Origin of the sequence: Microcoleus sp. A2-C3, from assembly GCF_036706065.1 — a bacterium.
In the GTDB taxonomy this organism is placed as follows: domain Bacteria; phylum Cyanobacteriota; class Cyanobacteriia; order Cyanobacteriales; family Microcoleaceae; genus Microcoleus.
The window spans coordinates 325780-338999 of record NZ_JAUBVX010000001.1 but is presented as its reverse complement, the minus strand read 5'-3'; the positions used below and the strand labels follow the sequence as shown (position 1 = coordinate 338999).

Genomic DNA, 13220 nt, shown 5'->3' with positions numbered 1-13220 from the left:
AACATGGCTCAAGCTCAACGTCTCGCTGGCTTTAGTTGTAGCATACTCAAAGATCTGTTTAGAATGAAATAGCCCTGAGCAGAATACATTTACTTTCGTTAGCTGTAATATATTCCTGAATTGCTCGATAGCGCTTACCTTGTCGGTTGCGGAGATTGTGACTTTCATCAATTAACACAACTCGATATCGTCGCAATTCTGGTAATTCTTGCTGCACTACGCTGATGGATAAAACCTTGGCATGAAGCCCGTAGTCACCGGCATATTCTTGCCACATTTTCACCAAGTTTTTCGGACAAATAATCAATGTTTCTAAGAGATAATCTTCGTATAAGATTTTGGCGATCGCCGTACCAACCAAAGTTTTACCCAAACCCACAACGTCGCCAATAATCACGCCGCCGCGTTTGGTAATGTGACGGGCGGCTAATTTCACAGCTTCTTCTTGAAACCTAAATAAACCCTTAAATTCTTTGGGAATGCGAAACTCGGCAAGACCGGCAATGGCTTCGCGGGATAGGTGATAGACTATGTTTAGGTAAATGTGGTATGGTGGAATTGTTTCGGTTCGCGCCCAACTGCGATCGATAATTTCTGCAAGTTCTTGAGAAATATCAATGCAGCCGTATTCTTCCCAGCGGTTGTCAAACCATTTTTGCAATTTAGTACAAGCATCACCATCTAAAATATCAATATTCAATTCGCCTTGTTTGGAAAGTCCCGATAAAGTTAGATTGCTGCTACCCAAAAACCCCACAATCGGAGTGGTTGGATCGTGACGGTGTACGAGATATAGTTTGGCGTGTAGCGGGTAAGCTAAAAATAATTTAACAATGACTTTTTTGGTTTTAATTTGATAGCTCAACCGTTGCAAACCTTTCTCGTCTTCATCGTTTGGAGCGCCGATTGTCAACTGTTGCCTAAATTCTTCTGCCATCCGCTTTTTGAGCAGATTTATTTCACTGTTGTCAATCCCGCTGTGATGGGAACGCAGGCTAAGACTAGCATTCAATTCATCGGAGGGCAATCTTTGCATCCCAACTAAAAGGCGACAACAGGCTCCTTGATTGCCCATATATGTTTCGATTAAATCGCCGATTTTTCGCCAGCCTCTGAGGTTAAAATAGCCAACGCAAAAATCGGATCGATAGGAGAGTTTGATGGTTTCTCGGAGTGCGGGAAGCAGGGATATTTCGATGTTGTCAAAGATGCGCGGCATGGCTTTTTTGTGTGATGATTATAGTAAGTTTTATATATATGTCATTGCGCTTCGGGAAAGCAATCGCATAATCTCGGCGATTGCTTTGCTAAGAGCTCGCAATGACAATTATCAGAGATTTGGGTTTAAAACCCCGTCCTTTGAAGACAGCTTTTTCCATAGTAGGGTAAGAAACGCTATGGAAGGACTAAAGTCCTCACTACGAACCCGCCGCGCGATCGTTTGTAGTGCGGACTTCAGTCCGTAACAGCCTGCGGACTTCAGTCCGCACTACGAACCGTTTGGGCCACGAGTGAGATAACCCTCCGCAGCCCCGTGGCTCGACAAGGTACAATAAATGCGATCGAACTTAACGCTTATATTTAAAAAGCTACACACAACGCCACAGGAGACAACGGACGTATGGGAAAAGTAGTTGGCATTGACCTCGGAACGACAAACTCAGTAGTAGCTGTCATGGAAGGCGGCAAACCGGTTGTGATTGCCAACGCAGAAGGGATGCGGACAACTCCCTCGGTGGTTGCTTTCACCAAGGAAGGAGAACGCCTTGTCGGACAAATGGCCAGACGCCAAAATGTTCTTAACCCCCAAAACACCTTTTACGCCGTCAAACGGTACATCGGGCGCAAATATACCGAACTGACTCCAGAAGCAAAGCGCGTCCCTTACACAACTCGCCGCGAGGAGAATGGGAACATCAAAATTAAATGCCCTCGCCTGAAAAAAGATTTCGCCCCAGAGGAAATTTCGGCGATGGTGTTGCGGAAATTGGCCGATGAAGCGACGCGCTATCTCGGACAAGAAGTCACGGGGGCTGTAATCACTGTTCCCGCTTATTTCAACGACTCGCAGCGACAGGCGACGCGGGATGCTGGCAGAATTGCCGGACTTGATGTGAAGCGGATTTTAAATGAACCGACTGCGGCTTCTTTGGCTTACGGTTTGGAAAGGCGAGAAAGTCAAACTATTTTAGTTTTTGATTTGGGCGGCGGTACTTTTGATGTATCTATCTTAGATGTTGGAGATGGAGTATTTGAAGTCAAAGCAACTAGCGGCGATACTCAATTGGGTGGCAATGATTTTGACCAGAAAATTGTTGATTGGTTGGCTGAACAATTTTTAGAAAAAGAAGGGGTGGATTTACGCAAAAACCGCCAAGCTTTGCAGCGCTTGATCGAAGCATCTGAGAAAGCTAAAATTGAGCTTTCGGGAGTTGGTGTTACTGAAATTAATTTGCCGTTTATTGATGCTAATGAAGATGGGCCTTTGCATTTGGAAACGCGACTAACTCGCGGTCAATTTGAGGGGCTGTGCACCGATTTGGTGCAGCGGCTGCGGCGGCCGGTGAAACAAGCTTTGGCTGATGCAAATTTGAGTCCTTCTCGGATTGATGAAATTGTGTTGGTTGGCGGTTCGACTCGGATTCCTTTGGTGCAGGAAATTGTTCGCAGTTTGATCGATCGCGAACCGAATCAAAATGTGAATCCCGATGAGGTTGTGGCCGTGGGTGCTGCAATTCAGGCGGGAATTTTGGGCGGGGATGTCCGCGATGTGCTGCTGTTGGATGTGACGCCGCTGTCCCTGGGCTTGGAAACTATCGGCGGGGTGATGAAAAAACTGATTCCTCGCAATACTACTATTCCCGTTAGGCGATCGGACATTTTTTCGACTGCTGAAAACAACCAAACTGTGGTAGAAGTTCACATCATCCAAGGGGAACGGGAATTAGGTAGAGATAATAAGTCTTTGGGAAGGTTTAAACTAACTGGAATTCCGCCGGCACCGCGAGGGATTCCCCAGGTACAAGTTGCTTTTGATATTGATGCTAACGGGATGCTGTTGGTGACTGCTTTAGACAAAACTACCGGCAGGGAACAAAGCATTACTGTGCAAGGTGCTTCGACGCTGAGTCAGCAGGAAGTGAATCAAATGATTCGCGATGCGGAACAGTTTGCTCAAGCTGATAAGTTGCAGCGGGAAAGGGTGGAAAAACGCAATCGTGCTGAGGCTTTGGCCTATCAAGCTGAGCGACAATTGCGGGAAGTTGCACTCGATCGCGGAATGCAGTTTGCTCAAAGAAGCCGCCAGCGCATTGAAACGTTAATTCGGGAATTGCGAGACAGTTTGGAACGCAACGACGAGCGGGGAGTTGACCAAGTTGGTTCGGATTTGCAAGATGCTCTTTACGATTTGAACCGCGAAGTTTCAGCTTTTGCTGAGGATGACGATGATGATGATTTCTTTGAGTCTGTGAAGCGGACTTTTACGGGCGATGGTACGAAGCGACGCAGTGATGACAGCAGCTATTATACGAATGCTAAGCCGTACAGGCGATCGACTGTCGATCCAATTCCCGATCGCCCCTACGATCGCGATCGGATGCCAGATCGCGATCGGATGCCAGATCGCGATCGATCCTACGATCGTACACCCGATCGTAGAACCAGCACTAATCGCCCGACTCGCCCCTATCAAAACCAAAGCGACGACTGGGATGATGACGACGATTGGCTGTAATTGAAGGAAGAAGGAAGATTTTTGGAGAAGGAAGAAGGAAGAAGGAAGAGGGAAGAAGGAAGAAGGAAGAAGTAAGAAGGAAGGAAGGAAGAAGCAGATTTTCCGCACACAATATGTGATGGCTTTTTTCTAACTTCTTCTACACTTCTTTTTTCTCTTCTCTCTCCTCTTTTTTCTCTCCTCTCTCCTCTATCCTCTACTACACTAGACTTCTTTGAAATCGATAGAGATCACTATAATAAGCAAGGAGAAAATTATGTTTTATAGCCCATAGAGAACAATACATTTGGCAGCGGGGTATTTATCTTTGTCAACTTTGCTACGAATTAACCAAATCTTTTCCTCCATCTGAACTATATGGTCTTACCAGTCAAATTCGCCGTGCATCTGTATCAGTACCAGCTAATATTGCTGAGGGATATGGACGTGTTAGCAGGAAAGAGTCGATATTTACAAATAGCTCTTGGTTCACTGCGAGAACTGGATACTCATTTAGTGATTTCTGAAAAAGTGGGGTTAGGAACACACGAGCAAATATCACCTGTTGTTAAAGACGTAGATGAAGTCACACGACTAATTGTCAGCACTATCAATAAACTTCAAGCCGAATAAAACCTCTTTAATTCTTCCCTCTTCCCTCTTCCTTCTTCCTTCTTCCTTCTTCCTTCTTCCCTCTTCCTTCTCCAATTATGCAAAACTTTCGTAATTACTATCAAATTCTGGGAGTACCCAGAGATGCTAAGGCTGATGAGATCAAAAAAGCCTATCGACGACTCGCGAGACAGTTGCACCCTGACGTAAATCCGGGGGACAAATCTTCAGAAGATAGGTTTAAAGATATTAATGAAGCCTACGATATTCTTTCAGACATCGAAAAGCGTGCTCAATACGACCAGTTTAGTAAATTCTGGAAACAAAAGGGATTTCAAGGGAAACAAGGCGTAAAACTTCCCAATTTTACAAGTTGGGGAAACAACAAAGCTAGCCGTAAAAAACCTGCTGAAGATATCGATTTTAGCGATTACTCAGATTTCAATAAATTTCTCGACCAAGTGCTCGGAAGACGCAGGGAAGTGAGAATGGCGACAGCAAATGATGCACCGCGAGTGTCCACTTCGGAACCGTGGAGTACCGGTTCTAAAAAAACGAGTTATGTTGCTAATTCTAGGGAAGATAGAAGGGATTTTGACGATCGCGAAATGCGACGAGAAACAGTCGATCGCGAAATGCGACGAGAAACAGTCGATCGCGAAATGCGACGCGAAAGTCGGGAAATAGACGATCGCGAAATCAGAAGAGACATCGAGGCGAGGCTGACTCTGCCTTTGGAAAGAGCTTATTCCGGCGGTACTGAGCGCATTCGTTTGGATGACGGGCGGTGGATCGAGGTAAATATGCCTGGGGCGATGGTATCGGGCCAGCAAATTCGCCTGCGAAATCAAGGAATTGGCGGCGGCGATTTGTACTTAAAAATCACAGTTTCTCCCCATCCATTTTTTAGCTTAGAAATGTCGGATATTTGCTGTCAATTGCTGCTGACACCCTGCGAAGCGGTGCTTGGTGGAGATGTGGAAGTGCCGACGCTGGATGGCCCGGTGAAGATGAAACTACCGCCGGGAGTAACCTCTGGAAAGCGGTTGCGGCTGGCGAATAAGGGCTATCCGACGGTCAATGGCGATCGGGGAGATCAGCTAGTAGAAATTCAGGTGTTAATTCCCAAGGAAATTAGTGAAGAGGAACGGGAATTATACGAAAAATTGCGGCAGATTGAGACTTTTAAACCCCGTCAAGATTTGTCGGTTTAATTCTGTAGGGTGCGCACTGCGCACCTTCTAAGTTGTTGCGCATTTAAATTGTGTGTCAAAAATCAATCACACTTTTGTGGGGTGGGCTTCTAGCCCGCGCCTAATATGCAATTAAAAAGCAGAACAGCTTACTAATTATGTTAAACAATCCTCGATAAAATAAGTAAAATTACTGTTGCAATTATTCGTGAAGTAACAGAGAATTAACAATAAGGTAATTTTCCCACAATCAGGAGCAGTCTGCCGCAATGACTCAAATGCCCCCTCAATGCAAAAATCTGCAAGAGCAAGTTGATTCTTTACTGCAACTGCTGCGTCAGGAATCGTCTTTGCGACAACAAGATATCACTGCGGTACAATCTTCTCTGAAAAAAGCAACTTCTCCCCAATTTGAGATTGTGTTTGCGGGCGCTTTCAGTGCGGGAAAATCAATGCTGATCAATGCTTTGCTGGAGCGAGAATTGCTCTACAGTGCTGAAGGACACGCCACAGGTACTGAATGCTACATCGCCTACGCTGAATCGGTTGAAAAAGAGCGCGTAGTTCTCACTTTTTTGAGTGAATTTGAGATTCGCCAGCAAGCTTATGCTCTTTGCGAACAGTTGAATTTAACTACTGAAATCGATATTAATCAAACAGATGTAGTAAAAATATTATCTCAGGGATGTAAGATAATTATTGAAAAGGAAGGCGGAGAAAACAAATCGGAAATAGCCAAAAAAGCGAAGGCTTTGACTCTACTTTTAGAAGGGTTTGAAACGAATCGCGAGCGCATCCAAACTGTCGAAAATGCTACTTATTCGATGGAACAGTTTAATTTTTCTAATCTTAAGGAAGCTGCAAGTTATGCGCGGCGGGGTAGCAACAGTGCTGTACTCAAGCGAGTTGAATATTACTGTTATCATCCGCTGCTCCAAGATGGCAATATTATGATCGATACGCCGGGAATTGATGCACCGGTCAAACAGGATGCGGAATTGACCTATGATCGGATTGAAAGCCCGGATACTTCGGCGGTTGTCTGCGTCTTGAAAGCAGCTTCGTCTGGGGAAATGACGACGGAAGAAACCGAGTTGATGGAAAAGACACGGGGAAATCCGGGAATTCGCGATCGGCTGTTTTACATTTTCAACCGCATTGACGAAACTTGGTACAACACGCAACTGCGACAGCGCTTAGAAAATCTGATTAATTCCGACTTTCGCGACACCACCAGAGTCTATAAAACTAGCGGATTGCTGGGATTTTACGGGAGTTTGATTAAAGGGACAACCGGGCGCGATCGCTTTGGTTTGGATACAATATTTGCCGAAAGTCGCGATCGCCTTGATGCAGACACGAATTCGGGTAATAACAGCGAAAATAGTCAACAAACACCGCAATTTGTCAACGAATTTAACCGCTACTGCGCCAATTCTGGCAAACTGTCTGCTAGCCAATTTCGGATTTCAGTTAACAGTTACGAAACCCCAAATCAAAACTACGTGCGGATTCTTGCGGAACAAGGTCAACCGTTAATCCAGCAATTAATTCAAGATAGCGGTATCGAAGATTTTCGCACAGCCATCACCGATTATCTCACCGAAGAAAAGCGCCCGCAACTGTTCAAAAATCTCGCTGACGATTTAGAAGATTTGTGCATTCAACTGCGGAAACAATACCAAACAATCCAGCGGAATTTGGACAGCCAGCCCCGCGAAATTGAAGCGATGAAAGCCCAGGAACTTTTGCGGCTAAATCAAGAATTGCAGCAAGTTGGACAAGAATTTCGGGAACATATCGCCGCCGAAGTCAATGATATGATTATGAACAGATGCGATATTTTTGACATTGATTTTCGACAACTGCAATCTCGGATGATTCGTCGCTTGGATGAATTGTTAGATGGATTTTCGGTTGAGGCGGCTTACGGACGCACTTTGATGACTCATCCGCGCAATGCTACTGCACCTTTAATTGCTGTTTTAGTGGAAGCGCTTTATTATTTAGCGAATCAGTTGGAAGATATTTTAGTAGAGGCTACTAAGTCACTGGTTGATAATTATTTCCAGTATTTGAAAGACAGTGTTCGTAAGTCGGAATACTATCGATTGCTTTATCGGTTGTTGGGGAACGATGGGGGAATTGAACAGCAGTTAGAGGAGTTGTCGCAGCGGGTTTCTAATGCTTTGGTGAATGCAGCGGGCGTGGAGTGCGATCGCTACGTGCGAGAAAGTCCACGTTTTTACGATGAAGGCACGTTTTCGATTTATCAATTCCGGGAAACATTGCAGCAAACATCTCAAGGTTACGACTGCGAAAACATGGTAGACGCGCAACCGGCAATTCGGCAATTGTTGAGGCTAGATTTTGAGCCGAAAGTATCTAGAACTATTCGGCAAACTTTCCGCCAAACTGTGAATCAAACGCTGAAAGAGCATTTGTTACCGATGGCGGAGAAGCAAGCTGATGATATTTTGCAGAAATACAGTCAAGCCCGCGATTATTTGGAGCAAACTTTGGCACAGGAAGCTGAGGAGAAAATTGCTAAGAATCTGCGGCTGCAAGGTGAGAATGAGCAGAAAATCCAAGAGTACGATCGGGCGGTTTCTGGGATTAATGGTTGTTTGCAAGCGATGAAGTTACACGAGCATTTATTGCCTGTAATTGGAGAAAACAAGAGCGTTGCGGTGGATGGTGAATAATTGAAATTAAGGCGAGTGAAATTACGGCGATTGGAAACCAGGTGATTGGAAATCCGGTGATTGGAAATCCGGTGATTGGAAATCCGGTGATTGGAAACCGGCGATTGGAAACCGGCGATTGGAATTCGCCTGGTTATCCCAAAAATACGCCAATACTCTATAATTATTATAAGTAGGTTAGGTTGAAGAATGAAACCCAACACAACGTTTAAGTTAAACGAGATTTAATCATGAGCAATAATGACGATGAAGAAAAATTTATTAAATTAGACTACAAAGAAGTTTTGTGGCTTGTAAACGACTGGAAAAGTCTTAATAAAGATTTAGGAGTTAACTCTTATTTTGCACATCCAATTATTAGTAGTGGCCAATTTCAAACATATCTCAAAAACCATACCAGTATCCAAGAAGAGATAAAATCTGTGCTATTTGGTGAAGGCATAGAAGGTGAAGTTCTTAGGTTTGGTAGCCAAGGTTGGCAAAAAGGAAAAATTAGAGTTCAAATAGTTGTAGAATTTTGTCCCGACGAACCAGAAGTCGAAGAAACACCAGAAAACAACGAGTCAGAAACTAGCCAACCAGAATCTCCCCTCGATGATTTGCGCCGCAAACTTCTCAATCAAGAAAACTCAGCCTCCTAATCCATCAAACATCTGCGGTTAAAATACATCATGACTAAAACCCCCAGAATTCCCATTCCCCCAGAAGTCAGAAAATACGTATTTACTCGCAACAAATACTAGAAAATCCGGCGATTGGAAATCGCGGCTACACAGACAAAACCCACTCCAAGCGGGTTGAAGACATTCTTAGGAACGAAAATTTAATAACTTAAACCACGACTACAGTCCTCTCTCCTATAGCGGTTCTCAAAAAAAGTGAGGTATGCCATATGCCCTATGCCCTATGCCCGAAGCGTACCTGATCTTTCTGAGAAAGGCTATATACCCCAATTCGATTGGGATTTTTTAACCGCAGATATCAGCGGATGAGCGCAGATGTACGCAGATGAAATACCATCTGCGTTCATCTGCGTTTATCTGCGGTTAAAAAAAGTCTTCCTTCTTTAACCCAAGCCCAAATCAGTCACAGCACCAATACTGCTAGAAGAAACCAACTTAGCGTATTTAGCCAAAACTCCCCTAGTATAGCGAGGTTGAGGAGCCTGCCAAAGAGCCCGTCGCCGCTCCAATTCTGCATCATCAACATTGAGCTGCAACAACCTATTTGGAGCATCAATCGTGATTGAATCGTCCTCATTTACGAGAGCAATTATGCCGCCAACTTGCGCTTCCGGTGCTACGTGACCCACCACCATGCCGTAGGTTCCGCCAGAAAAACGGCCGTCAGTAATTAACGCCACAGAATCGCCCAAACCTGCGCCAATAATTGCCGAAGTTGGTGCTAACATTTCGCGCATTCCCGGCCCGCCTTTTGGCCCTTCGTAGCGGATGACAATTACATCTCCGGCTTGAATTTTGCCGGCTAAGATTGCATCCAAACAATTTTCTTCCGATTCAAATACTCGCGCCGGGCCGGTGATTTGCGGTTTTTTAACGCCTGTAATTTTAGCAACGGCTCCTTCTGTTGCCAAATTTCCCCTCAGAATTGCTAAATGTCCTTGGGCGTACATCGGGTTGTTCCAAGGACGGATGACATCTTGATCGGCGCGCGGTTCGGCTGGAATATCTGCTAACACTTCAGCAATAGTTTGGCCGGTAATTGTCAGCGCGTCTCCGTGCAGTAAACCGCGTTCCAAAAGCATTTTCATTACTAGAGGAATGCCGCCGGCTTTGTGCAAATCGACGGCTACGTATTTGCCGCTTGGTTTGAGGTCGCACAAGACTGGCACTTTGGCTCGAATTGTTTCAAAATCGTCGAGGCACAACTCAACGCCGATCGCATTTGAAATCGCCAATAAATGCAGCACAGCGTTGGTTGAACCGCCGATCGCCATAATTACCGCGATCGCATTTTCAAAGGCCGCTCGTGTCAAAATTTGGCTCGGTAACAACTGTTTCCGAATCGCTTCCACCAAAACTTTGGCAGATTCCTCAGCGCTGTCAGCTTTTTCGGCATCCTCAGCAGCCATTGTCGAAGAATAGGGCAAACTCATGCCCATCGCTTCAAAAGCGCTGGACATCGTATTTGCTGTGTACATTCCGCCACAGGAACCCGCGCCCGGACAAGCTTTGTGTTCCACTGCGGTGAGTTCTGCTTCGTCAATTTTGCCCGCGCTGAATTGACCGACTGCTTCAAAAACGCTGACAACGGTTAAATCGCGTCCGTTGTGGTGTCCGGGTTTGATCGTGCCACCGTAGACAAAAATAGCAGGAATGTTCATGCGGGCGATCGCAATCATCGCCCCCGGCATATTCTTATCGCAGCCGCCCACAGCCAGCACCCCGTCCATACTTTGGCCGTTGCAAACAGTTTCGATGGAATCTGCAATCACATCTCTCGACACCAGAGAATATTTCATCCCTTCAGTTCCCATCGAGATCCCGTCGCTGATCGTAATCGTACCGAACATCTGCGGCATCGCGCCAGCTTCTTTGGCACCGGCCACAGCCCGCATAGCGAGCTCGTTCAATCCCATATTGCAGGGCGTAATCGTGCTGTACCCGTTAGCAATGCCCACAATGGGCTTAGTGAAATCGCCGTCGCCAAAACCCACTGCCCGCAGCATAGCTCGGTTGGGCGCGCGCTGCACACCGCCAGTCACAGCTTGGCTTCTCAAATTTTCAGGCATTTTAAAATTTCCTTTGTCAGTTGTCAGTTGTCAGTTGTTTGTGGTTCAGTTGTCAGTTGTCAGTTGTTTGTGGTCGCTGGCTGTTGACTGCTGACTGTTGATATCTTTACGCTATCTTTGATTCTCTCAGAATCGCTGACATTTGTGATGCCCTCTAGAATAGATTCGCACAGCAGTGTGGGGACAGCAGAGGGCAAAAATTATACTGATACTAAACTGTGCAGCGTGAATACCGTGGTTATCTGGGATGATGTGTGTGGTATAACCCGTCATTCTAACGTTTGAAACAAAAATTGCGAGGCTAATGACATGGAGGCCGATCGAATTCTGAGGCAATATGCGGCCGGAGAAAGAATTTTTCGAGAGATTAACCTCGCGGGAGCCGACTTAAAAGGAGTCAACCTCAGCGAGGCTAACTTTACCCGATCGAATTTCCAAGACGCCAACCTCAAAGGCGCTAACCTGACGGGAGCGAACTTGCGCGAGGTGAAATTGGCAGGAGTGGACATGACGGAAGCCAACCTCACCGAAGCAAATCTGATCGGTACCGACTTGAGCCGCGCCAATCTCAGCGGGGCTAACCTGGTGGGAGCAAACCTGCGCGGCTCAATGGCGAGAGAAGTCAATATGACTAAAGCAAATTTGACGGAAGCAAATTTGACAGAAGCCAACTTTACCGAAGCGAATTTGTTTGCGGCTAACTTAACCGAAGCTAGCATGATTCGCACTAATTTGATGAAGGCAAATTTGAGTTGGTCAACTCTCAAAGCCGTAAACCTGACAAATGCCATCCTCAGCGAGTCGCTGTTAGAAAGAGCTAATCTGACTCAGGCAATTCTCAGCGGGGCGATGCTGAGTGGGGCCAACCTGACTGGTGCAGACTTGCGCCAAGTCACGATGGTTGGAGCTAATCTCACCGAAGCTAATCTGAGCAATGCTAATTTGAGAGTTGCCAATATGAGTTGGTCAACGCTGCGCGGAGCTAACTTGAGCGGTGCTAATTTGTTCCGGGCTAAGCTTTACTGGTCTAATTTGAGCGGGGCTATTTTGGTGGAAGCTGTTTTGATTGATGCTAATCTCAATCGAACTAACTTCCGTGATGCTGATTTGAGGCGGGCAATTATGCCTGACGGCGCCACTAATGACTCTCAATAGTTAACAGTTAACAGTTAACAGTTAACTATTGACTAATATCATGTCCGGTTGAATAGTTATCATACTTTTGTCCGACCATGCCCGATGCCCGATGCCCGATGCCCGATGCCCGATGCCCGATGCCCGATGCCCAATGCCCAATGCCCGTAGAGGTTTTATTAGCAATTAACCGGACTTGATATAATGACTATCAGTGAATTATTGATTCTGGGTGCGGCCGGACTGTTTGCGGGTATCCTAGCTGGTTTTTTGGGTATCGGCGGCGGTACGGTGCTTGTACCTTTGTTGGTTGCTCTCAATTATGCTCCGGTGCAAGCGGTTGCTACTAGCGGTTTGTCGATCGTAATTACAGCTCTTTCTGGCAGCATCCAGAATTGGCGCATGGGCTACCTCAATTTGAGTCAAGTCGCAGGCATCGGATTTCCCGCCGTCATCACAGCACAAATTGGTGCTTATTTGGCGGGGATATTTCCGCCTTATTTGCTGTTAGTTTCTTTTGGGTTGTTGTTGTGGCTGAATATTTATTTGATTGAAGTTCGCAAGCACCTGAAAGGGGAAAGGGAAGGGGAAGATAGGAAAGAATCAGGCTCAATTACCAATGACCAATTCCCAATGACCAATTCCCAATTCCCAAATAATTCAAATATTTTATTTAATCCAACTTTTGCTAAAATTGCGACTGGCAGTGCGGCGGGTTTATTAGCGGGTTTGTTCGGCGTTGGTGGCGGCGTGATTATGGTTCCTCTGCAAATCTTGCTGTTAGGAGAAAGCATTAAAACGGCAATTCAAACGAGTTTGGGTGTCATCGTCATCACTGCTATTTCGGCGACGGCGGGACACGCGGCGCGTGGGAATGTTTTATGGGTTGTGGGGTTGATTTTGGGGGGTGGCGGTTTGTTGGGGGCGCAAATTAGCACGCGGTTTTTGCCGAGATTGTCCGATCGCACTATTAGTTTAGCTTTTCGATCGCTCTTGGCAGTATTATCGCTCTATGTTTTCTGGCAAGCTTGGCAAAAATTTCAGAATTAGTTATTGGTTATTGGTTATTGGTTATTGGTTATTGGTTATTGCGCACCCTACGAAGGACT

General features: G+C 45.8%; 9 protein-coding genes and 1 pseudogene. 8 read left to right on the top strand and 2 right to left on the bottom strand.

Features of this window, described 5'->3' with window-relative positions:
* Positions 1–58: 58 nt before the first annotated feature.
* On the bottom strand, positions 59–1219 hold the full coding sequence (locus tag QUB66_RS01325) for a phospholipase D-like domain-containing protein (RefSeq protein ID WP_332967502.1): 1161 nt from the start codon (positions 1217–1219) through the stop codon (positions 59–61).
* Between the two features lie 402 nt (positions 1220–1621).
* On the opposite strand from QUB66_RS01325, the gene dnaK reads away from it, so the two are divergent.
* From dnaK to QUB66_RS01290, 6 genes and pseudogenes are all read left to right on the top strand, one after another.
* Positions 1622–3736 carry a molecular chaperone DnaK gene (gene dnaK, locus QUB66_RS01320; protein ID WP_332967503.1) on the top strand — a complete coding sequence of 705 codons (2115 nt, stop codon included), beginning with the start codon at positions 1622–1624 and terminating at the stop codon, positions 3734–3736.
* Positions 3727–3855, top strand: coding sequence for a hypothetical protein (locus QUB66_RS01315; RefSeq protein ID WP_265233537.1), 129 nt, complete (start codon positions 3727–3729; stop codon positions 3853–3855). The genes dnaK and QUB66_RS01315 overlap by 10 nt, the downstream gene beginning before the upstream one ends.
* 144 nt (positions 3856–3999) lie before the next feature.
* Positions 4000–4348: pseudogene (locus tag QUB66_RS01310) on the top strand (four helix bundle protein).
* Positions 4349–4425: 77 nt separating this feature from the next.
* Positions 4426–5541 carry a DnaJ C-terminal domain-containing protein gene (locus QUB66_RS01300; protein ID WP_332967505.1) on the top strand — a complete coding sequence of 372 codons (1116 nt, stop codon included), beginning with the start codon at positions 4426–4428 and terminating at the stop codon, positions 5539–5541.
* Positions 5542–5789: 248 nt separating this feature from the next.
* A complete protein-coding gene (locus QUB66_RS01295) occupies positions 5790–8225 on the top strand; it encodes a dynamin family protein (protein ID WP_332967507.1) in 2436 nt (811 codons plus the stop codon).
* 230 nt (positions 8226–8455) lie between these two features.
* Positions 8456–8866 carry a KGK domain-containing protein gene (locus QUB66_RS01290; RefSeq protein ID WP_332967508.1) on the top strand — a complete coding sequence of 137 codons (411 nt, stop codon included), beginning with the start codon at positions 8456–8458 and terminating at the stop codon, positions 8864–8866.
* Between the two features lie 425 nt (positions 8867–9291).
* Here QUB66_RS01290 and ilvD read toward each other — a convergent pair whose 3' ends face one another.
* Positions 9292–10977: a dihydroxy-acid dehydratase gene (ilvD, locus tag QUB66_RS01285; RefSeq protein WP_332967510.1), complete on the bottom strand. Its 1686-nt coding sequence runs from the start codon at positions 10975–10977 to the stop codon at positions 9292–9294.
* Between the two features lie 309 nt (positions 10978–11286).
* On the opposite strand from ilvD, the gene QUB66_RS01280 reads away from it, so the two are divergent.
* Positions 11287–12132 (top strand): pentapeptide repeat-containing protein, encoded by an 846-nt coding sequence (locus QUB66_RS01280; protein WP_332967511.1) that lies wholly within the window; start codon positions 11287–11289, stop codon positions 12130–12132.
* Positions 12133–12315: 183 nt separating this feature from the next.
* Positions 12316–13161: a sulfite exporter TauE/SafE family protein gene (locus QUB66_RS01275; protein ID WP_332967512.1), complete on the top strand. Its 846-nt coding sequence runs from the start codon at positions 12316–12318 to the stop codon at positions 13159–13161.
* Positions 13162–13220 lie beyond the last annotated feature (59 nt).

What these genes read in the sequence shown, in the direction of transcription:
- ilvD (WP_332967510.1), bottom strand. Translation starts at nt 10,977, where the DNA reads ATGCCTGAAAATTTGAGAAGCCAAGCTGTGACTGGCGGTGTGCAGCGC.
- QUB66_RS01295 (WP_332967507.1), top strand. Translation starts at nt 5,790, where the DNA reads ATGACTCAAATGCCCCCTCAATGCAAAAATCTGCAAGAGCAAGTTGAT.
- dnaK (WP_332967503.1), top strand. Translation starts at nt 1,622, where the DNA reads ATGGGAAAAGTAGTTGGCATTGACCTCGGAACGACAAACTCAGTAGTA.
- QUB66_RS01300 (WP_332967505.1), top strand. Translation starts at nt 4,426, where the DNA reads ATGCAAAACTTTCGTAATTACTATCAAATTCTGGGAGTACCCAGAGAT.
- QUB66_RS01325 (WP_332967502.1), bottom strand. Translation starts at nt 1,219, where the DNA reads ATGCCGCGCATCTTTGACAACATCGAAATATCCCTGCTTCCCGCACTC.
- QUB66_RS01275 (WP_332967512.1), top strand. Translation starts at nt 12,316, where the DNA reads ATGACTATCAGTGAATTATTGATTCTGGGTGCGGCCGGACTGTTTGCG.
- QUB66_RS01290 (WP_332967508.1), top strand. Translation starts at nt 8,456, where the DNA reads ATGAGCAATAATGACGATGAAGAAAAATTTATTAAATTAGACTACAAA.
- QUB66_RS01280 (WP_332967511.1), top strand. Translation starts at nt 11,287, where the DNA reads ATGGAGGCCGATCGAATTCTGAGGCAATATGCGGCCGGAGAAAGAATT.